Origin of the sequence: Herpetosiphon sp. NSE202 (genome assembly GCF_042688385.1) — a bacterium.
In the GTDB taxonomy this organism is placed as follows: Bacteria; Chloroflexota; Chloroflexia; order Chloroflexales; family Herpetosiphonaceae; genus Herpetosiphon.
Window position 1 is genome coordinate 224537 of the sequence record NZ_JBHUPY010000011.1, and the last position, 25013, is coordinate 249549.

Annotated in this window: 22 protein-coding genes and 1 tRNA gene; 12 read left to right on the forward strand and 11 right to left on the reverse strand. The window is 52.1% G+C overall.

The genetic code is table 11. The features are described from left to right. Positions 1-307 precede the first annotated feature (307 nt). From ACFMKP_RS14330 to ACFMKP_RS14360, 7 genes are all read left to right on the forward strand, one after another. Complete coding sequence (locus ACFMKP_RS14330) at positions 308-2632, forward strand: PQQ-binding-like beta-propeller repeat protein (protein ID WP_382292638.1); 2325 nt, start codon at positions 308-310, stop codon at positions 2630-2632. 11 nt (positions 2633-2643) lie between these two features. Beyond that, entirely contained in the window at positions 2644-3816 is a 1173-nt protein-coding gene (locus tag ACFMKP_RS14335; RefSeq protein ID WP_382292639.1) for a protein phosphatase 2C domain-containing protein, read from the forward strand. Then, entirely contained in the window at positions 3813-5084 is a 1272-nt protein-coding gene (locus ACFMKP_RS14340; RefSeq protein WP_382292640.1) for a VWA domain-containing protein, read from the forward strand. Before ACFMKP_RS14335 ends, ACFMKP_RS14340 begins: the two co-directional genes overlap by 4 nt. A 9-nt stretch (positions 5085-5093) precedes the next feature. After that, positions 5094-5612 carry an FHA domain-containing protein gene (locus ACFMKP_RS14345; protein WP_110515503.1) on the forward strand — a complete coding sequence of 173 codons (519 nt, stop codon included), beginning with the start codon at positions 5094-5096 and terminating at the stop codon, positions 5610-5612. 34 nt (positions 5613-5646) lie between these two features. Beyond that, positions 5647-5898 (forward strand): hypothetical protein, encoded by a 252-nt coding sequence (locus ACFMKP_RS14350; RefSeq protein WP_054534630.1) that lies wholly within the window; start codon positions 5647-5649, stop codon positions 5896-5898. Positions 5899-6215: 317 nt separating this feature from the next. Further along, positions 6216-7016, forward strand: a complete 801-nt coding sequence (locus ACFMKP_RS14355) for a helix-turn-helix domain-containing protein (RefSeq protein ID WP_382292641.1) — start codon at positions 6216-6218, stop codon at positions 7014-7016. An 82-nt stretch (positions 7017-7098) separates the two neighbouring features. After that, on the forward strand, positions 7099-7593 hold the full coding sequence (locus ACFMKP_RS14360) for a YajQ family cyclic di-GMP-binding protein (RefSeq protein WP_382292642.1): 495 nt from the start codon (positions 7099-7101) through the stop codon (positions 7591-7593). 159 nt (positions 7594-7752) lie between these two features. On the opposite strand, the gene ACFMKP_RS14365 is transcribed toward ACFMKP_RS14360, so the two are convergent. Genes ACFMKP_RS14365 through ACFMKP_RS14380 form a run of 4 tightly spaced genes read right to left on the reverse strand, consistent with a single transcriptional unit; the run spans position 7753 to position 10187 of the window. Beyond that, entirely contained in the window at positions 7753-8793 is a 1041-nt protein-coding gene (locus ACFMKP_RS14365; RefSeq protein ID WP_382292643.1) for an oxidoreductase, read from the reverse strand. 21 nt (positions 8794-8814) lie between these two features. Beyond that, positions 8815-9573 carry a tRNA(His) guanylyltransferase Thg1 family protein gene (locus tag ACFMKP_RS14370; protein ID WP_382292644.1) on the reverse strand — a complete coding sequence of 253 codons (759 nt, stop codon included), beginning with the start codon at positions 9571-9573 and terminating at the stop codon, positions 8815-8817. Next, the gene (locus ACFMKP_RS14375) at positions 9570-10025 is read right to left on the reverse strand and encodes an AAA family ATPase (RefSeq protein WP_382292645.1); all 456 of its coding nucleotides are present in this window, start codon (positions 10023-10025) and stop codon (positions 9570-9572) included. The genes ACFMKP_RS14370 and ACFMKP_RS14375 overlap by 4 nt, the downstream gene beginning before the upstream one ends. 3 nt (positions 10026-10028) lie before the next feature. Beyond that, complete coding sequence (locus tag ACFMKP_RS14380; RefSeq protein WP_382292646.1) at positions 10029-10187, reverse strand: hypothetical protein; 159 nt, start codon at positions 10185-10187, stop codon at positions 10029-10031. A 14-nt stretch (positions 10188-10201) separates the two neighbouring features. On the opposite strand from ACFMKP_RS14380, the gene ACFMKP_RS14385 reads away from it, so the two are divergent. The 5 genes from ACFMKP_RS14385 to ACFMKP_RS14405 all read left to right on the forward strand — a co-directional run bounded on the left by ACFMKP_RS14385 (position 10202) and on the right by ACFMKP_RS14405 (position 14688). Continuing rightward, positions 10202-10278, forward strand: a tRNA-Glu gene (locus ACFMKP_RS14385). A 219-nt stretch (positions 10279-10497) separates the two neighbouring features. After that, complete coding sequence (locus ACFMKP_RS14390; RefSeq protein WP_382292647.1) at positions 10498-11787, forward strand: ABC transporter substrate-binding protein; 1290 nt, start codon at positions 10498-10500, stop codon at positions 11785-11787. Positions 11788-11840: 53 nt separating this feature from the next. After that, positions 11841-12767, forward strand: coding sequence for a carbohydrate ABC transporter permease (locus tag ACFMKP_RS14395; RefSeq protein WP_382292648.1), 927 nt, complete (start codon positions 11841-11843; stop codon positions 12765-12767). Continuing rightward, on the forward strand, positions 12757-13653 hold the full coding sequence (locus ACFMKP_RS14400) for a carbohydrate ABC transporter permease (RefSeq protein WP_382292649.1): 897 nt from the start codon (positions 12757-12759) through the stop codon (positions 13651-13653). Before ACFMKP_RS14395 ends, ACFMKP_RS14400 begins: the two co-directional genes overlap by 11 nt. 291 nt (positions 13654-13944) lie before the next feature. Continuing rightward, positions 13945-14688 (forward strand): response regulator transcription factor, encoded by a 744-nt coding sequence (locus tag ACFMKP_RS14405; RefSeq protein ID WP_054534624.1) that lies wholly within the window; start codon positions 13945-13947, stop codon positions 14686-14688. Positions 14689-15157: 469 nt separating this feature from the next. On the opposite strand, the gene gap is transcribed toward ACFMKP_RS14405, so the two are convergent. From gap to ACFMKP_RS14440, 7 genes are all read right to left on the reverse strand, one after another. Then, on the reverse strand, positions 15158-16183 hold the full coding sequence (gene gap, locus ACFMKP_RS14410) for a type I glyceraldehyde-3-phosphate dehydrogenase (protein WP_110515493.1): 1026 nt from the start codon (positions 16181-16183) through the stop codon (positions 15158-15160). A gap of 344 nt (positions 16184-16527) precedes the next feature. Continuing rightward, positions 16528-17550, reverse strand: coding sequence for an NAD-dependent epimerase/dehydratase family protein (locus ACFMKP_RS14415; protein ID WP_382292650.1), 1023 nt, complete (start codon positions 17548-17550; stop codon positions 16528-16530). Between the two features lie 29 nt (positions 17551-17579). Further along, positions 17580-18674 carry an STAS domain-containing protein gene (locus ACFMKP_RS14420; protein WP_382292651.1) on the reverse strand — a complete coding sequence of 365 codons (1095 nt, stop codon included), beginning with the start codon at positions 18672-18674 and terminating at the stop codon, positions 17580-17582. 159 nt (positions 18675-18833) lie between these two features. After that, complete coding sequence (locus ACFMKP_RS14425; protein WP_382292652.1) at positions 18834-20213, reverse strand: glycine--tRNA ligase; 1380 nt, start codon at positions 20211-20213, stop codon at positions 18834-18836. A 426-nt stretch (positions 20214-20639) separates the two neighbouring features. Further along, positions 20640-21560, reverse strand: a complete 921-nt coding sequence (gene xerA / locus ACFMKP_RS14430; RefSeq protein WP_382292653.1) for a site-specific tyrosine recombinase/integron integrase — start codon at positions 21558-21560, stop codon at positions 20640-20642. A 241-nt stretch (positions 21561-21801) separates the two neighbouring features. Next, a complete protein-coding gene (locus tag ACFMKP_RS14435) occupies positions 21802-22605 on the reverse strand; it encodes a DUF899 domain-containing protein (protein ID WP_382292654.1) in 804 nt (267 codons plus the stop codon). 321 nt (positions 22606-22926) lie between these two features. Then, positions 22927-24267 (reverse strand): phosphomannomutase/phosphoglucomutase, encoded by a 1341-nt coding sequence (locus ACFMKP_RS14440; RefSeq protein ID WP_382292655.1) that lies wholly within the window; start codon positions 24265-24267, stop codon positions 22927-22929. Between the last annotated feature and the right edge of the window lie 746 nt (positions 24268-25013).

A 25013-nucleotide genomic window follows, 5' to 3' on the forward strand; every position in this document is an offset into this window, starting at 1 on the left:
AACCACCCATCAGCCGCGGATTTTACTTAAAATTGCCTAACCAGCTACCTTGCCCGCCTTCGGGCGATTTCGTATAATACATCGTAACATTTTCTTTCTTAAGACTTGATCAACATTGTTCCTACAAAGCCGACTGGATTTATTCAACCAGCAGCTTTGAAGAAGCTCCTGCGAGATGCAGTAGTTGTAGGTGGATTGGGATGTTGGTAGCAATTATTGTTATGCTCTTGTTTATTTGCTGTCCTACAACATCACCCCTACTTCGGCAAGCCGCGCATTGATCGTTCCTTAAAGCCAAGGGGGCTGTATGGCGTTAATCAAACGAGGTGGGACATCGCGTTTAACCCCAATCGATGGGCCGGATGGCGGTTCATCAACAGGGCAGCCCGATGATGCAACACGTACCTTCTCTCCACAACCAATCAGCGATGACTCGACTCGCGGCTTAGACGCAACCCGCACGATTGCTCCAGCCGATCCCGATTCGACTCGTGGCTTAGTCGCCGCGGGCAATGATTCAACCAGAAGCATTGCCCCGCCAGTCAATCCCGATGCGACCCGTGGGATCAATCCAAATCCTGATGCAACCCGTGGGATCAATGAAAATCCCGATGCGACCCGCAGCGTTAGCAATCGGATCGGCTCGATCTTACGTAATCAAGGGGTTTCACGGCTTGGCACGGAAGATATTCGCAATCGTGCGCCCAACCCTGATGCAACCCGTTTGCAACAGCCAGGCGCGAAACAAGCAGAGCCAAGCATGCCCCAAGCAAGCTCGCCAACGCTCAAAACTGGCACAGTGCTTGAAGGCCGCTATGTGATCGAAGGCGTTTTGGGCATCGGCGGGATGAGCGTGGTCTACAAAGGCCGCGACACCCGTTTTAAAGATGTGACGCGCTTTTGTGCGATCAAAGAAATGTTTCAAAACTCGCCCGATTCACAAACCCGCTTGCTGAGCTTGAAGAACTTCGAGCGCGAAGCTGGCTTGTTGGCAACCCTCAATCATCCAGCAATTCCCAAGGTCTACGACTTTTTCGAAGAAACAGGCCGCGCCTATCTGGTGATGGAATTGATCGAAGGCCACGACCTTGAAACCGTGCTCGAAAAAGCCAACGGCCCCTTGGAAGAGCAGCAAGTTGGGCGCTGGGCGATTCAGATCTGCGATGTGCTGAACTATTTGCATGGCCACGAGCCAGAGCCAATTATCTTCCGCGACTTAAAGCCATCGAATATGATCGTCACGCCAAGCGATCGGATTGTGCTGATCGACTTCGGGATTGCGCGGGTCTTTACCCGCACTGATAAAAAAGGCACGATGATTGGGACGGAAGGCTATTCGCCACCAGAACAATATCGCGGGATTGCCGAAGCCCGTGGTGATGTGTACGCCTTGGGCGCGACCTTGCACCACTTGCTCACCAACATTGACCCACGCTTAGAAACTCCATTTACCTTTGGCGATCGCCCGATTCGCCAATTGAACCCAAGCGTTTCGCCTGAAGTAGAAGCGATTGTGATGAAATCGCTCGAATACGACATGGCCAATCGCTGGGGTTCGGCAGCCGAATTTCAAGCGGTCTTGATGAGCGTGCCAGGCTTGGCCCCAGCAGGGGTCGCGGTCGCTACGCCAGCAACGCCAGCCTTTGGCGCAGCAATTCGCCGTGGCGGCAAAAATACCGAGGTACTTTGGAAGTTTCGCTGCGAAGATGAAGTGCGTTCATCGCCATTTGTGCGCAATGGCACGCTCTACATCGGCTGCTACGACACCAACCTCTACGCCTTGGATACCAAACGTGGCGAATTTCGCTGGAAGAAGCCAACCGAGGGCGGTATTTCATCAACGCCGACCGTCTGGGATGATATGGTGATTGTCGGCTCGGATGATGGCAACGTCTATGCCTTCGATACCCGTGCTGGCACGCAACGCTGGGTCTTTCGCACCGAAAAACCCGTGCGTTCCTCGCCCCGCGTCCAAGACCGCTTGGTCTACTTTGGCTCCGACGATTACCACATGTATGCGGTTGATGCCACCAATGGCCGCCAAATTTGGCGCTATCGCGGCTGGCAATGGATTCGCTCATCGCCATGTTTGACCTCAAGTATGGTTATTTTTGGCTCAGGCGATGGCAGCATTGTGGCGCTTGACTTGTTTAAGGGCGGCATTCGCTGGAAACAAAAACTCCAAGGTGGGATTGTTTCAAGCGCTGCGGCCAACGATACCATGGTCTTGGTTGGCTGTATGGATAACAATTTGCATGCGCTCGACCTTGAAGGCGGCTGGCCTATCTGGAAATTCCGCACCAGCCACTACGTTAATTCATCGCCGATTATCATTGGCAACCGCGCCTTTGTTGGCGGCATCGACGGCAATGTCTATGCAGTTGATCTGAAAAATGGCAAACAGGTTTGGCAATACAACACCGGGGCGCAAATCGTCTCATCGCCGGTTGCCGATTCAGGTCGCATCTACATCGGGGCCGCTGATGGAACGGTCTATTGTCTCGATGCTGGTTCGGGCACGCCGGTTTGGACGCACACTTGCGAAGGCCCAATCGTTTCTACGCCAGCGGTCGTCGAAGGTGTTGTCTATATTGGGTCGATGGATCACAATGTCTATGCCTTACGTGCTTAGGAGAGTCCGCCATGGGATTTTTTCGTAAATTATTCGGGCGTACTTCAACTGAGCCAAGCACGCTTGATTCGGCTCCTGCTGCAACCGAGCAACCAGCGGTTGCGATCGAAAACCCTGCCAGCAACGAGCCACATGTCGAACCAGCCATTGAGGCTGTTGGCGGTGAACCAGCCGAGGTAGTAACCGAAGCTGAGCTAACCAGCCCAGAACCAGTAGCCGAATTGCCAGCAGCTCAAACTGCTGGCGCTTTGGCCACCGAACGCTCGCAAAAAACTACAGCCCCCCTCGACCCAGAGCAACTGCCGGAGCGCGATCCCGATGGCACAAATTACCTTGGGACGCGCGATATTAGCAATGCGCCGATTGTAGCCAAAGCCGTTTCAACCCGTGGCTTGGCAACCTGGGCCGCGCGGGATATTGGGCGAATTCGGCGCAACAACCAAGATAGCGTTTACTCGCTGTTGATGAGTTTGCCCGATGGCGAGCACGATTTGAGTGTTGGCCTGTTTGTGGTTGCTGATGGCATGGGCGGCCACGAAGGCGGCGAAATCGCCTCGCGGCGCGCAATTGAAACCGTGATGATTGCCGTGTTGGAGCAATTAGCCCTGCCAGCCATGGCCGATGAAGATCCAGGCAATCCATTGCCCTTGCTGATGATGACTGCGGTGCAAGATGCCAACACGCGGATTTGGAATGAAGCCCAAGCCCACGGCACGGATATGGGCACAACCTGCACGGCAGCGTTAATGGTTGGCGATGGATTGTACATTGCCCATGTTGGCGATAGCCGCTTATACGCCATGAGCGATGGCAAATTGCGCCTCATTACCAGCGATCACTCAACGGTTGGGCGCTTGATTGCGATGGGTCAATTGACCGAAGAAGAAACCCGCAATCATCCGCTGCGCAATCAACTCTATCGGACGGTTGGCCAACACCCTGAGCTGCAAGTCGATTCAATCTATCAAAGCCTTGAGGGCATCAGCCATTTGTTATTGTGTAGCGATGGCTTGTGGAGTATGGTTGACGACGATGAGATGGCCGCGATTATCAATGAAACGCCTTGGCCTCAAGATGCCTGCCAACGTTTGATTGCCCGCGCCAACCTAGAAGGCGGCGAAGATAATATTAGCGCGGTGGTCGTTTCATTGCCACCCTTGCAAGCCCAAGGAGCGCTTCGATGAGTAACCAAGCAATGGTTCAACTGCGCATCACCCCTGGGCGGCCAGCAGTTGCCCAAAGCAACGATCCGCAAATCGTCTATTTGTTGGTCGAAGCCTCGCCTTCCGGCATTCCCGATGCCGATTTGGCGATTCCGGTCAATCTTGGCTTTATTGTCGATCGTAGCTCTTCTATGCGCGGCGAACGGCTCTACCAAGTCAAAGAGGCCTGTAACAACGTCGTCAATCAACTCAATCGTCAAGATTATTTCTCGGTGGTGTCGTTCAACGACCGCGCCGAAGTGGTTGTGCCATGCCAACGCCCCAACGATAAAGACCAAATCAAACGCGCAATTGGCATGATTGAGGCCAAAGGTGGCACCGAAATGGCCACCGGCATGATGATGGGCTTGCAAGAAATCTCGCGGCCTATGATGAGCCGTGGGATCAGCCGCATGGTTTTGTTGACCGATGGCCGCACCTATGGCGATGAAAGCCGCTGTGTCGAAATCGCCCGCCGCGCGCAATCCAAGGGCATCGGCATCACGGCGCTAGGTATTGGCGACGAGTGGAACGAAGATCTGCTCGAAACTATCGCCTCAGCCGAAAATAGCCGCACCGAGTACATTACCAACGCCCAGCAAATTGTTAACGTCTTCTCCGAGGAGATCAAACGGCTGCAAAATGTGATGGCGCATAAGGTTGAATTACGCTTTCACTTGCATCCGCAAGCTGAGATTCGTTCGCTGTTTCGGGTGCGCCCATTTATTGCCGCGCTCACCCCGCAACTTCACAACGAAACTTTGTGGCGTATGCCGCTCGGCGAGTGGGTTGGCCGCGAAGATCAAGTCTTTTTGTTGGAGCTGGTCGTGCCGCCAATGCCAGCAGGCAACCAAACGATCTGTCGGGTCGAGATGTTCTACGAAGTGCCGAGCATCAGCAGCCAAGCCTTGCAAACCAAGGTCGATGTGCAATTGCCAATTCGATCAGCAGAGCAGATTCGGCCTGATGTTGATGGCGTGGTTAAGCACTGGCTCGAGCGCACGGTGGCCTATCGTCTACAAGCCTCGGCGTGGCAACATGTCGAGCAAGGCAATATTGAAGAAGCGACCAAAAAACTGCGCATGGCTGGCACGCGCTTGCTCGAATCGGGCCAAACCGATCTGGCCCAAACCGTGCAAGAAGAGGCAACCCGCCTGTTACGCAGCGGCACAACCAGCGATGAAGGTCGCAAACGGATTAAGTACGGCACCCGTGGCTTGGTAGCTCGCGAACGGGGCGGAGAGCAATAGGAAGTTGTTATGATTAAGTGTCCAGCGTGTGAAACCGAAAATTTACCAGGCACCTTTTTCTGCATTGACTGTGGCTCGTCGTTTTTGCCTTCGCGCATTCGTGAGACCACCGCTTCGCTTGGGGCAGCCTCGATGGCTGGTGGCTCTGGCAATTTGGTCATTCCGCCGCCTGCGCCACCCCGCGATACGGCGATTCCAGTATTGCGGGTGGTGATTCTGAATAGCGGGCGCAAGCTTGGCTTCAACACCAACCAGCCAATTGTGATTGGTCGCCAAGACAACAAAGGCAGTTTTTACCCCGATATTGATCTTTCGACCGATGGCGGGCTAGAGGCTGGCGTTTCACGTCGCCATGCAATTATTCGCATTCAAACAGGCAATGTCTGTACGCTCGAAGATTTGGGTAGCTCGAATGGCACCTTTATCAATCGCGAAAAGCTGGCTGCGAATAGCCCCAAAGCCTTGCGCCATGGCGATGAAGTACGCTTGGGCAATATCTTGTTACGGATTGAATTGACGAGTCAATAAACAAAACCATTCTCGCTAGTAGAAGGAGTTTTTTATGGGTACACGGGTTGTTATTTTGCACTTGAGCGGCGAAGATCCGATTGTGGCTGAGATGGAAGACGATCCCCAGCCAACCGATGCCTTTATTCGCGTCAGCAACATGCGTCGCCGCGATGGCAAAGATGTGCCCTACATTGGCGGTGGGGTGCAATCGGTGATTTACCCATGGCATCGGGTGACCTTCATCGAAATGATGGTCAGCGAAGAAGAACGCGGCAACGTGATCGACTTCTTCCGCGACGCATAAGCTTTGCGCTCCAAATAAGGCTTAATTCATCCCTTGGCGCTGGTTGCTGCCCGAAAGCAGCCAGCGCCAAGGGATTCTTAACGATTGTTAATCCTAGTTTCTCATTTTTCACAGAGCATAAAAGTGGCTGTGGTATAATGCGCTTGGCTGAGGCAAGCATGGCTTGTTTCTTACGGACATTCGTCCGATTGGGCCCATTTATAGTGAACATGAGATTGCTTGATGGCAGCGTTGCCATAACTGCACCTTCATCCACTCCGTTCCCCATGGACGAATACCAGCATGCAGACAACCATCATCATGGCACAAGGCAAAGCATGACAAACGCTGGAAACAACAGATTAGGCCTTCGATTTCGCGAAGCCCGTGAAGCCCGTGGTATCTCGCTGGCTCAAGCTTCAAGTGAAACCCGAATTATCCAACGCTATTTGGCGGCCCTCGAAAATGGTGAATATCATCATCTGCCGGGCGATGTCTATGCCCGTGGTTTTATTCGAAATTATGCCCAATATTTGAGTCTGCCCGCAGATGAGTTAATTGATCTGTATCGGGTTGAGCGTGGTGCTTCAACGCCGATTCAGGTTGTGCCCGCAGCAGTGCCGCCGCGCCGGAATACGATTTTTCTACCCAGTCTCTGGACGGTGATTTTGGTGGTCTTGGCTTTGGTTGTGATCGGCTATCTAACGCTCAATGCACTTGGACTTACGACAATCAATAGTACCCAAGTGGCTGGGGCCGCAACCTCCACCTCAGTCATTCCCACGCCAACCTTATTGGCAACGCCAACCGCCCAACCAACCAATCCCGATGGCTCAGTTCCATCGCCAATCAATCCATTGGCAACGCCAACCGTCACCATAACCCCCACCCAGGCTGTTCCCGTTCAAGTGGTGTTGCGGGTTGATGGCGGTTCGTCGTGGCTACAAGTTTTAGTCGATGGCCAAAATACCATCGAAGGTATTCAAAGTAATGGCTGGACGCAGACCTTCTCGGCCCAGCAAACGGTTCAGGTCAAGGCTGGCAATGCCGCCGTGGTTGAAGTGATTCACAATGGCAAAGCGCCGGTGCGCATGGGCGCGCCCAACCAAGTTGTCACCACAATATATACGCCCAATTAAGCGTAGCTGAACGCCATACCGCATTCTTGGGGTATAGTTAAAGCTGCATTCATTATCTAGCAAACGTATTGGGAGGCTTTTTGTGGCTGAATTTAGTTTTGATGTCGTTTCAGATTTTGACCGTCAAGAGTTGATTAATGCTGTTGATCAAACCAAGCGCGATGTTGGCACTCGCTATGATTTGAAAGATACGAATACCGAAATTACGCTTGGCGAAAAGGAAATTACGCTTGTAACTAGCAGCGAATTGGCATTAACTGCGGTGCGCGATATTCTCGAAACCAAAGCCTTGCGCCGCAATCTTTCGATCAAATTGTTTGATTATGGCGAGCCTGAGGAAATTGGCGGCATGAAAATTCGCCAAGTTATTACCTTGCGCAAAGGCATTGCCGAAGATATTGCCAAGAAAATTGTAAAATTGATTAAGGCCGAAGTTCCTAAGGCCCAAGCGCGGATTCAAGGCGATTCGCTGCGCGTTTCTTCGAAAAGCAAAGATGAGTTGCAAGCAGTGATGTCGCTCTTGCGCGAACGCGGCGATGATTTTGCGCTGCCTTTGCAGTTCAATAACTATCGCTAAATCGCGACTTGATTATTCAAAGCCCCTCACCCCAACCCCTCTCCCATCCACTGGGCGAGGGGCTTTTTGCATGGTGGTTGTATCGATGATGTTCGGTTCTCCAAGTGTGCTCCCCCTCGCCCGCGTTCAGTGGGAGAGGGGGCTGGGGGGTGAGGGGCTTTAAATCGTAAGTGTTCGTTGTTCGGCGGCGCTTTGTTCGGCTAGCTCGATCAAGCGAATCACTTCGCGGGCTTGCTTGGCGGTTACGACCAAATCGTCCTCGCCGCTGATCGCTTGGGCCAAATTGTGATAATAGGCTGGGTAATCGCCGGCCAGCGTTTCAATTGTGCCTCGCAGCGCTAAACCATTGGCTTCAGTGTTGAGCATGCCCCAATCGGCGGCTGGCTCTTGGCCCCAATTTGGGCTATTTGGCGTTTGGCCAGCTTTCAATGCTGCTTCTTGCGGATCAGTGCCAGCTTTGAGCCACGAGCCATGCGTGCCATGCAAACTGAAACGCGGCCCTGGTTCGCGCACCAACATGCCAGCTTTGAGCGTTACTTGCAACGCTGCATAGCCCAAACGTAAATCAAAATAATCAACAGTTTGTGCGCCATCACGCTGCTTGGCAAGTTGGGCCGTGATCATTTGGGGCATGCCAAATAACACCACAGCCTGATCGATCAAATGCGAGCCAAGATCATACAAAATGCCACTGCCAGCGCCTGCTTGTTCACGCCAAGCTCCTTGTTTCAGCTGGGGCCGATAGCGATCGTAATGGCATTCGTAGCTCACCAATCGCCCCAACCAACCAGCATCAATCACTGCCTTTGTGGTCAGAAAATCACCATCCCAACGCCGATTATGAAATACACTCAGCACCCGTTGCTGTTGCTCAGCCAGCGCAATCAGCTGATCAGCTTGCTCGCTGTTGAGCGTAAACGGCTTATCGACCACCACATGTTTGCCAGCGCTCAAGGCTTGAGCGGCCAAATCGGCGTGGGTTTGATTTGGCGTAGCGATCACAACCAACTCAATCGCTGGATTCGCCAATGCTGCGCTAAGATCGGCGACAACTTGCACAGTTGGGTAGCGTTCGCCCGCAGTTTGGCGCTGACGCTGCACCACAGTGTGCAAATTTAAGCGTGGTTCGGCCATAATCAGCGGTGCATGAAACACTTGGCTGGCCATGCCAAACCCAACTAAGGCCACATTTATCGGCATACAATCTCCTACGTATAAACATCAGCGATCAAGTAAATCGCGCAGCAAAGCTGTGTAATGTTCACGTTGCGGCAATTCAAGATCAACATGGATTTTTCGGCGTTGGCTGATGGTTGGCATTTGGGTTTGCGGATTAAAGCCCATATGATCAACATTCCGCCAATACAGCCCAACGCCACGCTTTTGCCACGCAACCAGATCGTTAAAATTGATGCCATGTTGAAACAGCAACTCATTTTTCTGAGCAACTGAGAGCTTGGCAACTTGATCATGGGCCATTTGCGGATTGAGCGCTTGATCGCGCAATGTCCAGTAGCAATAGGCATTCAGCGCATTGCGATGGGCATCTTCCATCCGCCAGCGAAAATAATCATACACCAGCTGATCGGTGGGCAATTGGCAAATTCGGCAATCAAAACTGGCTTGCTGTTGAATCGCCAGGCTAAAATGGCCACTGGCTTCGCCCGCCAAAATTGAGCAATATTTGCGCAACTTGCGGCCAAACACATCGCAGCGATAGCTGAAAAGCAGCGAAATCTCGTCGCTCTGGGTATAGCCATAGAGCACAGGAAAGCCACAATCCAACAAATGGCTCACCGTACTCAGCATTGCATCGCGAAAGCGTTGATCAAACGGACGTTGATAATTCATCACCTCTTTGGTGAGGCGGGTAAACGAGCGGCCATCGATGCGTGCGACCATCCAAATATTTGGTAGCACCGTTTGATCGGTGGTTGTTTCATAGACCCGCATAAGCTGATCAAGCTGCTCAAAATTCATTGCTCCTCGCATGGAATAACTGCAAATTGCTGGGCTGGCAGTTGGCGCACCAGCCACAAACGCGCAAAACCTTCGGCTAAATCGGGCAATTCTAGGCGCTTGATTGAGCCACGGATGGCGATTTCCGGCACGTGCTGCTGGCCAGTGCGCTGGCGGTTGCGTTCTAGGCATGCAGCAAAATCGGATTGAAAAAAATAGCCTTCAACCGTGAAGCCCGCAGCGTTGGCGGCCTGAATATAGGCGGCACGTTGGGTTCGCTCAAGATTCATTTTATCGAGCACAAAGGCTTGTTTGATCAACAAGCAACATTCGAACAAGCGCTGTTCGCGATGTTTGGTGCGTAGCATATCGCGATTGATGCGCACATGGGTATGCAAAAATTGCTGCCCATAGAACGTCGATTTACCGCTGGCTTGCAAGCCAATCAAGAGCACCGCTTGGGGTTGAGGCATAGATTACTCGCTATCCAAATTGGGCAGCCAAAACAGCGCAATCAGGCTAAAACTCTGTCGAATATCATCGCAGATGTTGGCCAATTGGGCCTCAATAATCTGGCTGATTGTGCAGCCAAGCTTCAATTTGACAAAAAGCCCCGTTACGAGTAGAATACTCAAGCCCTAAACCAAACGGCGCATTCGTCTAGCGGCCTAGGACGTCACCCTTTCAAGGTGAAGATCACGGGTTCGAATCCCGTATGCGTCACCATTTGCACTCACTGTCCACGCAGTGAGTGCTTTGTTTTAGCCTCTTAACCCACTCCTTCAGCCAAAACTTGACAATTCTTGAGCCTTTATGGTACTGTCTGTTTACTAAATCCAATGAACTAATAAAGTTTATTCAATCCTCTCCACATCGTAGCCAGCATCAAAGCACGTTCAAGTTAAAAGCTTCAACAATCCGCAGCGTCCTAGACAGGAGTGTGTTATGGTTCGCAAATGGCCTTGGAAGCTGGCTTGCGCTAGCTTATTAACGACGGTTTTAGCCGCGTGTGGTGGCGGCAGTGCCACCGAAGCTCCTGCCACGAACGCCAATCGGGTGACGATTACGATTGAAAGCTGGCGCAGCGATGACCAAAAGGTTTGGACTGAACAGATTATTCCATTGTTTGAAAAGAGCAATCCCAATATTCATGTGGAATTTCGGCCAACCGCGCCCACCGAATACAATGCTGCGCTCAATAGCAAGCTCGAAGCAGGCACTGCTGGCGATCTAATTACCTGTCGGCCTTTTGATGTTTCGTTGGGCTTGTACACCGCAGGTCATCTAACATCGCTCAACGATTTGCCAGGCGTTGCGCATTTTAGCGATGTGGCCAAAAGTGCTTGGCAAACCGACGATGGCAAAACGCTGTTCTGCTTGCCAATGGCCTCGGTAATTCATGGCTTTATCTACAACAAAACCATTTTCAATGAACTTGGCCTAACCGAACCCAAAACCGTTGCTGAATTCTTTGCAGTGCTCGATAAAATTAAGCAAGATGGCCGTTATACGCCATTGGTGATGGGCACAGCAGAGCAATGGGAAGCAGCAACTATGGGCTTCCAAAACATCGGGCCAAATTATTGGCTTGGCGAAACTGGCCGCAAAGCCTTGATTGATGGCAGCACCAAATTAACCGATGCTGCCTATGTTTCAACCTTCAAAGACCTTGAACGCTGGCGCGATTATCTGCCCGAAGGCTTCGAGGCAGTCAAATATGCCGATGCTCAAATTCTGTTTGCCTCAGGTCGCGGCGCAATCTACCCCGCTGGCTCGTGGGATATTGCCTACTTCAACCAAAATGCCAAATTTGAGCTTGGCGCGTTTAAAGCTCCGGTGGTCAATGCCAACGATCAATGTTTTATCAGCGATCACACCGACATTGGGATTGGGATTAACGCCAAAACCACGCATATGGCCGAAGCCCGCACCTTCCTTGAATGGATGACTGGGCCTGAATTTGCTGGCGAATTTAGCAATGCCTTGCCTGGCTTCTTCAGCTTGTCGGATTATCCAGTGACCCTCAAGAATCCGTTGGCCCAAACCTTCGTTGATTGGCGCAAACAATGTCAATCGACCATCCGCAACTCCTATCAAATTCTCTCACGCGGCGAGCCAAACCTCGAAAACGAACTATGGCGCACCAGCGTTGGGGTGATTAACGGGACGTTTGCGCCAGAAGCAGCAGCCCAAGATCTCCAAAAGGGCTTGGATAATTGGTACAAAAAACCCTAAGTAACCTAACGAATTGCCACCTCGCTGATTTTTTGGCGAGGTGGCATGGTTTGATGAAAGAGTTGCCTATGCTGCGCCCCAACAAATCGCGCCCACGCTGGCATATTGCGGTATTTCTCGCGCCAGCCCTCTTGCTCTACAGCATCGTGATGGTTTTTCCTTTGCTCGATACCTTGCGCTTAAGCCTGTTTAGCTCCGATGGAGCCAATTTTGTGGGCGTGAGCAATTATCAACGACTGTTTACTGATAGCCAGTGGTGGCCCTATTTTTGGCGGGCGCTGAAAAATACTGTGCTCTTTTTCCTATTACACATGCTGTTGCAAAATCCCTTGGGCTTGCTGTTGGCGGCGCTGCTCGATAGCAAAAATTTGCGTGGGCGCAGCATCTATCGCACGCTGCTCTTTTCGCCAACGATGCTTTCGTTTGTGATTGTGGGCTTTATTTGGCAACTGATTCTCAGCCCAACCTGGGGAATTGCGCCAGCGATTAGCGATTTTTTGGGCATTCGCTATCGCCCATGGCTTGGTTTAGAAAGCACATCGTTGCCAACCGTGGCCTTAATCTCAATTTGGCAATTTGTTGGCATCCCAATGCTCTTTTTTATGACGGCGCTGCTGGCCGTGCCCCAAGATATTTTGGAAGCGGCGCGGGTTGATGGCGCTAGTGCTTGGCAATTATTCTGGCGGGTCAAGTTTCCGCTCATCTTGCCGACGGTTGGGATTGTGAGCATTTTGACCTTTATTGGCAACTTCAACGCCTTTGATTTGGTGTACACCGCCAAGGGTGCGCTGGCTGGGCCAAACTTCTCGACCGATTTGCTAGGAACCTTCTTCTATCGCACCTTCTATGGCTTCCAGCTGCAACTTGGCGATTATGCGATGGGTACGACGATTGCCATGGTGATCTTTTTGATTATTTTGTTTGGCAGTTTGCTGTATTTGTTAGTGTGGCAACGCAAGGTTGTAAGCTATGAGCTCTAATTCGCTTGTGAGTAAACCGCCCGTGACCCAACCAAAAACCGCTCCCAACGCCCTGCGCCCAAGCCGCTGGCTCACACCATTGCTGGTGCATGCGATCTTGGGCAGCTACACCTTGTTGGCGATTGCACCAGTTATTTTGGTGGTGATGAATTCGTTCAAAGGCTCGCAAGCAATTTTCCAAAAGCCCTATCTGCCGCCAATCGGCGAGCTATTTGATCCGGTTGGCTATGCGACGGTCTTTAAACAAACAGCGATTTTGCATTATCTTGGCAATAGCTTGCTGGTAACGCTTGGCTCGATTGGGCTTATTTTGCTGCTGGGAGCCATGACCGCCTTTGGTTTAACCGAATATCGCTACCGTGGGCGCGGCTTTCTAACCTTGTATGCGCTGATTGGCCTGATGATTCCGATTCGTTTGGCAACAGTGAGTATTCTAAAACTGATGGTTGCGCTGAATCTACAAGACACAATTTGGTCGTTGATCTTGGTGTATAGCGCCCAAGGCTTGCCGATGGCGATTTTTGTGCTTTCGCAATATATGCGCCAAGTGCCAAGCGACCTCAAAGATGCGGCGCGGATTGACGGAGCCAGCGAATATCAAGTGTTTTGGTTGGTTGTACCCTTGATGCGCCCAGCCTTGGCAACCTTGGCGATTTTCGTGATGCTGCCAATTTGGAACGATTTGTGGTTTCCGCTGGTTTTGGCTCCTGGCGAGGCTTCGCGCACCCTCACGCTTGGCGCTCAGCAATTCCTTGGTCAATTCCAAACCGATTGGAGCGCCTTGCTGGCGATGTTGACCTTGGCGATTGCCCCAGTGCTGGTGCTCTACCTCATCTTCTCACGCCAATTGATTCGCGGCCTGACTGCGGGCACAGTCAAAGGCTAGGATTCCCTCACCCCCCAACCCCCTCCTTACAAGCGATTGGTCGGCGGTGGAGCGTTCCCTCACCCCCAGCCCCCTCTCCCACTGAACGCGGGCGAGGGGGAGCCGACCATTTTTCGCCAAGGAATTGGGAGAGAACCACGCAACAAAAAGCCCCTCGCCCGCTGCGTGGGCGAGGGGTTGGGGTGAGGGAACCCACCAAATTCTTAACTTCAACCCTCAATAGACCTAGCCGAATGCGCACTTTCTTGGTAGCATATACAGAGATTCCTTAACTGTGCAAGGAGTGCGTGTATGCGTTTGCTCAACCGAACTAACGAACGCCATGAAGAAAATGCCCATCAGCGCAAAATTCTGGTTGCCGATGATGATCCGGCGATTTTGCGCTTGGTCGAGGTGGCGTTAAGCGGGCAACGCTATCAACTCGTCACAGTTTCCAACGGCCTCGAAGCGCTCAAAATGTATCGCGATGGCGAATATCAGCTTTTGTTGATTGATGTGATGATGCCGTATGTTGATGGCTTCACGGTGACCGAGCGCATTCGTTCGCGTTCTGATGTGCCAATTATTATTATCACCGCCCGCGATGGCACCGATGATGTAGTGCATGGCTTTGAGCTAGGTGCTGATGATTATATTACCAAGCCGTTTCGTACTGCTGAGCTACAAGCGCGGGTCGAAGCGATTATTCGGCGCGTCGAAGGCTATCAACATCGCAAAGCCTCGCCGATTGTGCGAATTGGTGACTTAGAAATAGACGAGCCACGCCACAAAGTGCTGCTTGCTGGCGAGGATGTTAATCTCACACCGATGGAATTTGAGTTGCTCTATTTCTTGGCAGCCAATGCAGGCCAAGTTTTTGATCGCGAAGTGCTGTTTCGCGAAGTGTGGGGCTACGAATACGTTGGCCAAACCAACCTTGTCGATGTGTGTGTGCGCCGCTTACGCGAGAAAATCGAAGAACTGCCATCGAAGCCACGGCGAATTCTGACGGTGCGCGGCGTTGGCTATAAATTGGCTGATGGTGGCTCGTTGTAAGCATAAGAACATAGAATATAGAACAAAGAGCATAGAACAGAGAGCTAAGGATGAGGGATGGAAACCAGAAGCCCATAGCCTACAGCCTACAGCTATAGATGTAGATGTACTGGTTCATTCGGTTGGCAACCATGTCCCCTCACCCCCCAACCCCCTCTCCCGTGGCGCGGGCGAGGGGGAGCACCCGTTTTCACCGCGCAGTGCGCAAGAACCACTGGATTAAAGCCCCTTGCCCGCGCCACGGGAGAGGGGTTGGGGTGAGGGGATCAGGCTATTGGCTATGGGCTATGGGCTATGGGCTACAGGAACAATAATCTGTGGGAATCTGTGGCTAAAACGTGCTTCGTGCTCTTAGTGCTTTTCGTGGTTTCGGCTCCTTCGTGCTCTTGGTGGATCACATATTCTCAGCTAACAAAAAACGCGCTAGTGGCTCAAAAAACCACCAGCGCGTTTGGTTTGCGAAGAAAACTTAGAGCTTTTCAGCGATATACGCGGTGAGGTCGGCGATGCGGGTTGCATAGCCCCATTCGTTGTCGTACCAAGCAACAACTTTGACCATCTTTTCGCCAATCGCCATCGTCAAGCTCAAGTCGACGACGCTTGAGTATGAAGTGCCGATAAAGTCTGATGAGACTAATGGCTCGTTGGTTACGCCCAAGACACCTTCCATCGCGCCTTGTGAGGCTTCGATGAAGGCATTGTTGATCGTTTCAACGGTTGCACCGTTGGTCAATTCGACCACAAAGTCAATCATCGAAACGGTTGGGGTTGGGACGCGCACTGAGAAACCGTCGAACTTGCCCTTCAGCTCAGGGATAACCAAGGCCACAGCTTTAGCAGCACCAGTGGTCGTTGGAACCATGTTCAAAGCAGCGGCGCGAGCGCGGCGCAAATCTTTGTGCGGGCCATCTTGCAGGTTTTGGTCCATCGTGTACGAGTGAATCGTGGTCATCAAGCCATGCACAATCCCGAACTTATCGTTCAAGACTTTGGCCACAGGAGCCAAACAGTTGGTGGTACATGATGCATTTGAAACAATCGTATGTTTTTCAGGGTCGTAGTTTTCTTCGTTCACGCCGATACAGACCGTAATGTCTTCGTTTTTGGCGGGAGCGCTGATGATAACTTTCTTTGCGCCTGCGTCTAAGTGCAGTTTGGCTTTGCTAGCATCAGTGAAAATCCCAGTCGATTCAATCACGATATCGACGTTCAGCTCACCCCATGGTAACTTTGACGGATCGCGCTCGGCCAAGGCCTTGATGACCATTGGCTCTTCTTCATCGGCGAAGGTAACGCTGATTGTATCTTCAGTGGCGGTGACATCGCCATCGAATGAACCATAGGTTGAATCGTACTTGAGCAGGTGGGCCAACGTTTGGTTATCGGTCAGGTCGTTGATTGCAACAATTTCCAACTCATCGCGATAGAGATCCAAGATGGTTTTGAAGCTTTGGCGACCGATGCGACCGAAGCCGTTGATTGCTACTCGTGCCACAAGTGACTCCTTAATATTTCGCACCAACATAAGAATGCTTTCACGGCTTTGCGCCGTTCGTCACCACTATAGCACATTCGTAGCTTGCTGTCATTCTGCTTTGGTGAAGGTTTGTAGGCTTGGAAGAGAGAATATAGAACAGAGAGCGGAGAGCATAGGGGTCAGTTTGCAGATCCCCTCATCCCAACCCCTCTCCCGCCCAGCGGGCGAGGGGCTTTAATGGCGTGGTTCTTGCGCAATGCATCGGTAAAAACCGGTGCTCCCCTCGCCCGCGTCCAGTGGGAGAGGGGCTGGGGGTGAGGGCATGCTTCTGCCTTCTGCCTTCTGCCTTCTGCCTTTTGATTTTACTTGACCCCTAAATTAAACTCGCGTTTGGCCCACTCAATCGTGCGTTGGCGGGCCTCGGCAAGCCCAACCAGCGGCTGGTAGCCAAAATCTTGGGCAGCTTTGGCCCCAGTAAACCAAAAATCAACACAGGTTGAGGTAACCGTGTAGCGGGTTAGGCTGGGACGTTGCTTGCTGCGCGTGGTGCGATACCAAGTCTCGCTGGGCCATGCCAACATATGCATCAAGCCAAATGGCACATGGCGCTGGGCCATCCGCAAACCCAAGGCTTCGATAATCGGCTTGAGAAATAGAAAAAAGTTATCAGGATCGGGGTCGACTAAGAAATAGGCTTGGCCGCCCATCACACCAGCGGCGGTTAGATGTTGGGCCGCGAGAATATGGCCATGGGCTGCATTCTCTACGTAGATATGCGAAAAGCGTGCTGAGCCATCACCCAAGCGTGGAATCGCGCTGCGCCTGCCCAAATTGACCAACGATGGCAAGCGGTGCGAATCGCCTGGGCCATACACGCCGCCCAAACGCAACGAACAGGTTGCCACGCCAGCCTGACCATTAGCCGCCAAAACTATGCGCTCACCAGCGCTTTTGGTTGCGCCGTAAATATCCAAATGGCGCTTAGGATAGGGCAAGCGCTCATCGCCAGCGCGAATTGGTTTGCCCTCAAACACTACATCAACGCTGCTGGTATAAATCAGTTGCGCAACGCCCATGGCTTTGCAGGCAGCAACCACATGTTGCGGCCCGAGTACATTCACATCGTGCAATAATTGGGCATTGCCCCAACCCCAATCAACTGCAGCGGCACATAAAAAGACCGTGCCAACATCGCGGCAAGCTTCTAAAACCTGCTCGGCACGGCGCAAATCGCCAACGACCGATTCGACCTGCTGGTCGGGATAGGGCTGAAGATCAAACACTCGCACAGGCCGCCCGCTGGCCAAAAGTTGCTGCACCAAATGCTTGCCAACAAAGCCACAACCACCAATCACCAAGGCCCGGGTGGGCTGCTCAAGCGCCATCGAAAATCTCCCAATTACAACGCTGCTGGCTACGAATTCAGGGCTTGTTCCAACGTAGCAAACGCAGGCAGCCGACTCACATCAATCCCAGAGCCAACCAAGCCTTGCGCAACATCAGGATTGATCCCAACCAAGGCGGTTTCGGCTCCAACCAAGCTGGTAGCGGCAATCACCGCCGCCAATTCGCCAGCCATATACACATCAACCAAGGGCACGCCAGTGACATCAAGCAGCACTTGGCGAGCGCGTTGCTGCACTACCGCAGTAATCACCCGTTCGCGAATCGTGGCCAAACGATCGCTATCAAGTTGGCCGACCAAGGGCACAACCAAGCGTCGCCCGCCAAGCGGAATAATTGGCACGCCCAACTCGCGAATAACCGCCGCCTGTTGCTGGTTGGCTTCCAACAATTGGGTTTGTTCGGTAGCGCGTTGCTTCAATTCAGCCAAGGTATTTTGCAAGGTTGCAGTGCGCTCGGCAACGGTTTTTTCAAGGCTGGCTTGCAGCAACTCCAGTTCGGTTTGGCGGGTGCGGGCGCTGCTCAGCGCGGTTGATAAGGCGCTGCTATAGCTCGATAACACCATCCCCAGCACCAAAGCGACTGCCATATAGCCACCAATAATCCCACCATAATTTTTATCCATCGGTTTGGCAAAACCAGTGATTTGGGGCACAAATGCTTCGGCTAGGGCGGTTACAATCAAGCCAAGCATACCAACGCCAATCATCACAAAGGTCAATTTGCGGCCACTCAGCAAGCTTGCCAAGGCCATGGGCACTGCCAAGCCAAAAATAATCGCGCCGCTATCGGCCAAGCCCGTGCCAAGCAACATAATTAATAAAAAGAACGATAAGCCAAAAACACTGCCAAAAAGCGCCAGCTTAAAATAATTGCGCCGCAGGAGTAACAACGCTCCTAGAAAAATCATAATCGCTGCGCCAATGGCGATCGCGATTCCAATCGATTGAGCGGTGGTGACTGGAGCAATAAACGGAACAATTAACGCCCCAGTGCTGGCCAGAAACGAACCTAAGAGAATACCCTGCATAATTTGGGCTTGTTGCAATTGAATGGGGTCGGAATACGAAAGCGAATGAAGCCATTGCTGAAAAAAACGTTTCACGGGTGGCTCCTCAGGGTGTGGGATTGTAGGCATGAGTTCTAGCGCTATTGTACCACCTTCGTTTAGCCTCTTATTCAACTTTAGGTTACAGCTTGCTACCATTAAAAAAGCCAAGCCCATGAACTGAGCTTGGCTGAAGAGTAAGCTTGAATTGGCGGTTTAGACTAGGCGTTCGCGAATGTAGGCGGCCAATTCGTTAATTGGAATCCGCACTTGGCTCATGGTGTCGCGGTCGCGCACAGTCACCGTGTCGGTTAAGCTGGGATCGTCGCCCCGGCCCAAGGTATCGAAGTCGACGGTGATACAGAACGGCGTACCAACTTCGTCGTGACGGCGATAGCCCTTGCCGATGTTGCCAGTATCTTCGTAGAAAATGCGGCCAATGCCGGTTGCCATCAACAAGTTTTTAACAGCTTTGGCTTTTTCGACGATCTCTGGCTTATTGCGGGCCAACGGCAACACCGCAACCTTGATTGGCGCTAAGTGGGGCTTGAGCTTCAAGACAATGCGTTCTGAGCCGTTTTCCAAGGTTTCCTTGGTGTAGGCTTCGGTCAAAACCGCCAAAACCCCGCGATCGACCCCTGCCGATGGCTCGATGACGAATGGCACCAGCGGTTTTTGGGTTTCTGGGTGCGGAATCGTCAATTTGGCCGTGCTATCTTCATTGGGATCGACGTTTGCCGATAAGCCAAAATCTGCTTGGCTGCGGGTATGCGAGCCAAGGTCAAAGTCGGTACGATTGGCAATCCCCTCTAATTCTTCCAAGCCATGCGGGAATTTATACAGAATATCGACGCAGGCTTTGGCATAGTGAGCCAATTCATCGCCTGCTTGATGATAGGCTTGCAGATTTTCGCTGAGCAAGCCTTGATCGCGCCACCATTGCAAACGGGCCTCGACCCATTGGCCATGCCATTCGTCGTCGGTGCCAGGCTGCACGAAGAATTCAAGCTCCATTTGCTCGAATTCACGCACGCGGAAGATAAAGTTGCGCGGCGTGATTTCGTTGCGAAATGCCTTGCCAATTTGGGCAATCCCAAAAGGCAAACGGCGAGCGGTTGAATCAACCACATTTTTGAAGTTGGTAAAGATGCCTTGGGCAGTTTCAGGCCGCAAATAGGCAAACGAGCCTTCTTCGGCAACTGGCCCGACGGCGGTTTTGAACATCAAATTGAATGGGCGTGGCTCGGTCAAATCGGTTGAGCCACATTTTTCACATTTGTTATCTTTGAGTTGGTCGGCACGCCAACGGCTTTTACAATTACGACAATCGACCATTGGATCGGTAAAGGTTGCTTCGTGGCCAGAGTGGCGCAACACCAAGCGATGGGTCAAAATCGACGCATCGAGGCCTTCCACATCGTCGCGTTCATAGACCATGGCTCGCCACCAAGCGGCTTTAAGGTTGTTTTTGAGTTCAACCCCCAACGGGCCGTAATCGTAGGTTCCTTGCAACCCGCCATAAATATCCGAGCCAGGAAAGATAAAGCCCCGCCGCTTGCATAACGAAACCAATTCATCCATCGTTGTTGCTGGCATAAAAACCTCCATGAAAAGGATGAAGGATGAGGTATGAGGGATGAAAATATGCCAAATCACTGATCGATTGATCGCTATTTTGGGATAGTTCAGCGTATTTCATCCTTCATCCTTCGTCGTTCATCCTTGCTAAAAACGGTCATCCCCAGGCAACGCCATTGCTAGCACTGCCTGGGGACGAAGAAAAAACGCTTCGCGGTTCCACCCCAGTTCCTTGGTTTTACACCAAGGCACCTTTGCGATCTATTGTAATTGGCTCCCCGTCGCCATTCTGCTGGTTTCGGCTTGTGGGCTTGCACCATCCCCACATCGCTGCGAGCGAAATTCCAGCCTACTTCTACGGTTCATCGCCAATAGGCATCATGTTGTTGGGGCTAACTCTAGCATAGCTGCCAGAATGTCTATTCAGCCCAACGACTGATTTGCTTAAGCGCTAAACTCGACTTCGGCGGCATCAGCGATTTTTGGGCGCTGAGCTGCTTGATCGTATTTAACGCTGCGGTCGTTACTTACTTGGGTATAAATTTGCGTTGTTGAAATACTTGCATGGCCAAGTAACTCTTGCACTTCGCGCAAATCCCGGCCCCGATTGAGCATATGGGTTGCGAACGAGTGGCGCAAGGTATGAGGGGTTAAATCGCTCAGGCCTAACCGTTCGGCGTAGCCCTTTAAGATCAACCAAAAGCCTTGGCGGGTAAGCCGCTTGCCCCGATGATTGAGAAACAAGGCTGGGTCGCCGCCGTTGCGGCTAATCTGGCCACGCGCCATATCAAGATATTCTTCCAAGGCGGTGCTTGGGCTGCCAGCAATCGGCAAGCTACGCTCCTTATTGGCCTTGCCCAAGCAACGAATCTGATGGCTATTCAGATCGACATCTTGAACATCGAGCGCAACCAACTCGCTGACGCGCATGCCAGTGGCATACAAGACTTCGAGCATGGCTTTATCGCGCAGGCCTTCGGGGCCACTGGTCGTAAGGGGCAATTCAAGCAGTTCGTCAACTTGCGCGACCGTAATCGCTTTGGGCAAGAAACGATCAACCTTGGGCGAATCCAGGTTTTCGGTTGGATTCGTGGCAATAATATGTTGGCCTTGCAGGTATTCAAAAAACGATTTAATTGCAGCAGTACGACGTGCGATCGTGGAGGTTGCGTAGCGCTTTTCTTTGAGGAAGAGCAAGAACGCCAACAGGTCATCGCGGGAGACGCTGCTCCAGCTGCCTGCGTTGCGTTCGACAATAAAGGTAACAAATTGGTCAAGGTCGGTTCGATAGGCGGCAATGGTGTTACCGGTTAAACCGCGCTCAACCGTTAAATAGGCTAAAAACTGTTCTAGCTGCTGCTGCATGAGCACCCTCCAACGTCGGGATATGCGTTTCCAAAATTCCCCGCAGCGCCTATGGTAGCACCAAGAATTGCTTATGTCAAAGATGAAAAGTAGGGATCAGCTGTCAGGGACGAGGGGTCGGGGCTAGGAAGTCAAATCAGCAGATCAGTCTGTTTCCAACGTTTTAGGTTATTTTCCAAATCGCTTAATTCCTATGTGCTCAATGCTGCCCCCTAATCCCCAGCCCCTGACCCCTCGACGCTCATTTATCAGCGCCAGCAAGATCATCGGAGCAACCAGCGGCGATGCGCGACCATTGGGCAATTGGGCGGCCAGCAGGCCGATTGACGGCGTGGCCATGCTCATCGGTGCGCATTTGGGCCGAGCGGGTGTTGAAAAAGCGTTGTGGCCAGCCAGCAGGCGAATCTTCCCAAACTTCTTGGCGGCCATAAATTGTCATATCGAGCATGGCATATGAGCTGCCCATCTGCTCGCAGCCACGACCGGTCGTCCAATAGGTTTCAAATACGCGACCATTATGTTGCAAATAGCACACCCAAATGCCAAAATGGCGACCAGCAATCAGCCGATCAAGCGAGGCTTCTGGCACAGAATACCAAGGCATCGGCCAGCCCATAAATTCGCGGTAGCGGTTGCTCTCGGCAAATGGGCCTTGACAAAACACGGCAAAGGTCACATCGCGCGAGTTTAGGTAGCCAAGTTCAAGCACATGGCCAACATTCATGCTACAGCCTTCGCATTGCTGCGCCGCACTCGCACCGTCGTACCACATCATATAACCTGCAAACAGCTGACTGCGGCCTTCAAAAGCGTCGATTAATCGAACTGGGCCATTTGGGCCAACGACTGGCGTTGTTGCATCGACTTCGACCATCGGCAAGCGCCGTCGCGCAGCAGCAATTGCATCGCCCTCGCGAGTATGGGCTTTCTCGCGCACGCGAATCGTATCAAGCTCAGCTTGGAAGGTAGCGCGATCAACAGTTGGGGGGATACTTGGGGGATTGGCATCGCTAAGGGGAATTTGGTTTTGCAAGCCATCGTTCATTGAATGCTCCTTCATCACTACAATAAACTGCCTTGCTATCATAGCATGAAAGGCGAACAAACGATCTATTTAATCAAGGGGCCAGGGACTAGAGATCAGGGGTCAGGAGAGCATAGAACATAGAGCTAGGTTTTAAGATCCCCTCACCCCAACCCCTCTCCCGTGGCGCGGGCGAGGGGCTTTAATCCGCTGGTTCTAACACAAGTATTGAGAACCCTGGTCGGCTCCTCCCTCGCCCGCGTGCAGTGGGCGAGGGGGCTGGGGGGTGAAGGAACATGGTTGCAACCTGACCCCTAATCGCTAGCCACTGACCCCTCGTCGCTACCCTTGAATAATCGCCAACACTTCGTCGCGTTTGGCTTCCATCAGCTCTTTGCTGCGAGCTTCGAGGTTGAGCCGCAACAAGGGTTCGGTGTTGGAGCCACGCACATTAAAGTGCCAATCAGGATAATTGACCGACAAGCCATCCATGGTGTGTTGCTCTGCATCGCTGTATTTTTCGGCCAAGGTCGCCAAGACAGCCTTCACATCGGCAACTTTGGTGTTGATTTCGCCTGAAATGAAGTAGGTTGCTTCAAGCGGAGCCAACAATTCGCTCAGGGTTTTGCCCTTTTTCGAAAGCATTTCCAAGATAATCAGCGATGGAATCACGCCTGAATCGGCGTAGTTGAAATCGCCAAAATAGTAGTGACCAGTCACTTCGCCAGCGAAAATCGCGCCTTCGTTGGACATACGAGCCTTGATGAAGGCATGGCCAACCCGCTCCATCAGCGGCACACCACCAGCAGCGCCAATCAATTCGGGCACGGCCCACGAAGCCCGCACATCATACAGAATCTTGGCTCCTGGGTGTTTTTCAAGGAAGTATTGGCCCATCAAGGCGGTCATAAAATCGCCAGAGATAAATTGGCCGCGATTGTCGATCGCAAAGAAGCGGTCGCCGTCGCCATCGAAGGCAAAGCCAACGTCGGCGTTTTCGCTAACCACGCGGGCTTCAAGTTCAGCGCGATTTTCTGGCTGCAATGGGTCAAGCCCGTGGTTTGGCAAGGTACCATCGGGGTCAAGATACAGGCCAATCAATTCGACTGGCAAGCGTTCGTAAACTCGCTTGAGAATTGGCCCGACCATGCCATTGCCTGTGTCGGCAATCACTTTAAGCGGTTTGAGGCTGGCGACATCGATCAATTGCAAGACCGATTCGATAAATTCTTCGCTGAGGTCAAGCTCGCTCATGCTGCCTTGGCGGGTTGGTTCAGCAAATGCTTCACTCTCGACCAATGTGCGCAAATCTTGAATGCCTGCATCGCCTGAGAGCAATTGAGGCATTTTTTTGACCATCTTGAAGCCGTTGTATTGTTTGGGGTTGTGCGAGGCCGTAACCATCATGCCTGGCAAGCCCAATTGGGTACAGGCAAAATAATATTGATCGGTGCTGACCATACCGATGTTGATCACATCAGCGCCTTGGTGCATCAAGCCACGGGTAACTGCATCGAAAATCGATGGGCCTGAGGTGCGCATATCACGGCCAACAATCACTTTTTCTGCTTGCAAAAACGAAGCGAAGGCGCGTCCAATCAAAAATGCTACATCTTCATTCAGTTCGCTGGGGTAAATCCCGCGAATATCGTAGGCTTTGAAAATCCCTGGATTGACCTGCATGGTTGTATCCTTTCTGTGCAGAGCGATCATGGGCTATCATACGCCAAAATTGTTAAATCGCGAAGAGTAGGATTTTTAGAACTTGCTACAATTCAAATGCTCACCACCCTTCCGTCCCGCCTCAAGGCGGGAGACGCAGGGGTTTTCATCCCCTGCACACCTAATATTTGTTTGTTGGATTGTTGTTTTTGATTCTATACCCCAAAACTTGGCGATCTTCGTGCCCTTCGTGGTTGCGACGCAAGGGGGATGGGGATCAGTATCCTGTACAATGCCAACCACCTGTCGTCAACCCCAATGATTTTCCGATAGCCAAGAGCCAATCGCCTCCTCCCCTTCGTGCTCTTCGCGGTTTCCGTTCGTCACTCATTTCACCACCCTTCCGTCCCGCCTCAAGGCGGGAGACGCAGGGGTTTTCATCCCCTGCACCCCTAATATTTGTTTGTTGGATTGTTATTATTGATTCTGTAACCCCAAAACTTGGCGATCTTCGTGCTCTTCGTGGTTGCGACGCAAGGGGTCGGGGGCTGGGGATCAGTATCCTGTGCAATGCCAACCACCTGTCGCCAACTCCAATGATTTTCCGCTAGCCAAATGCCTTCGTGGTTCCTGATCCCTGATCCCTGATCGCTCATCCCTCGTTTCACCACCCTTCCGTCCCGCCTCAAGGTTTAAGGGCGGACAGGGACGCGTAAACAGGGGATACAGAACGACCTCAGGTTGGTATACTGGATGGTGCAAACCAT

Coding starts and splice junctions, on each gene's coding strand:
- ACFMKP_RS14425 (WP_382292652.1), bottom strand. CDS start 20,213: ATGCCAGCAACAACGATGGATGAATTGGTTTCGTTATGCAAGCGGCGG.
- ACFMKP_RS14330 (WP_382292638.1), top strand. CDS start 308: ATGGCGTTAATCAAACGAGGTGGGACATCGCGTTTAACCCCAATCGAT.
- ACFMKP_RS14370 (WP_382292644.1), bottom strand. CDS start 9,573: ATGAATTTTGAGCAGCTTGATCAGCTTATGCGGGTCTATGAAACAACC.
- ACFMKP_RS14405 (WP_054534624.1), top strand. CDS start 13,945: ATGCGTTTGCTCAACCGAACTAACGAACGCCATGAAGAAAATGCCCAT.
- ACFMKP_RS14415 (WP_382292650.1), bottom strand. CDS start 17,550: ATGGCGCTTGAGCAGCCCACCCGGGCCTTGGTGATTGGTGGTTGTGGC.
- ACFMKP_RS14335 (WP_382292639.1), top strand. CDS start 2,644: ATGGGATTTTTTCGTAAATTATTCGGGCGTACTTCAACTGAGCCAAGC.
- ACFMKP_RS14375 (WP_382292645.1), bottom strand. CDS start 10,025: ATGCCTCAACCCCAAGCGGTGCTCTTGATTGGCTTGCAAGCCAGCGGT.
- ACFMKP_RS14355 (WP_382292641.1), top strand. CDS start 6,216: ATGACAAACGCTGGAAACAACAGATTAGGCCTTCGATTTCGCGAAGCC.
- ACFMKP_RS14340 (WP_382292640.1), top strand. CDS start 3,813: ATGAGTAACCAAGCAATGGTTCAACTGCGCATCACCCCTGGGCGGCCA.
- ACFMKP_RS14440 (WP_382292655.1), bottom strand. CDS start 24,267: ATGCAGGTCAATCCAGGGATTTTCAAAGCCTACGATATTCGCGGGATT.
- ACFMKP_RS14395 (WP_382292648.1), top strand. CDS start 11,841: ATGAAAGAGTTGCCTATGCTGCGCCCCAACAAATCGCGCCCACGCTGG.
- xerA (WP_382292653.1), bottom strand. CDS start 21,560: ATGCAGCAGCAGCTAGAACAGTTTTTAGCCTATTTAACGGTTGAGCGC.
- ACFMKP_RS14365 (WP_382292643.1), bottom strand. CDS start 8,793: ATGCCGATAAATGTGGCCTTAGTTGGGTTTGGCATGGCCAGCCAAGTG.
- ACFMKP_RS14390 (WP_382292647.1), top strand. CDS start 10,498: ATGGTTCGCAAATGGCCTTGGAAGCTGGCTTGCGCTAGCTTATTAACG.
- ACFMKP_RS14435 (WP_382292654.1), bottom strand. CDS start 22,605: ATGAACGATGGCTTGCAAAACCAAATTCCCCTTAGCGATGCCAATCCC.
- ACFMKP_RS14400 (WP_382292649.1), top strand. CDS start 12,757: ATGAGCTCTAATTCGCTTGTGAGTAAACCGCCCGTGACCCAACCAAAA.
- ACFMKP_RS14345 (WP_110515503.1), top strand. CDS start 5,094: ATGATTAAGTGTCCAGCGTGTGAAACCGAAAATTTACCAGGCACCTTT.
- ACFMKP_RS14350 (WP_054534630.1), top strand. CDS start 5,647: ATGGGTACACGGGTTGTTATTTTGCACTTGAGCGGCGAAGATCCGATT.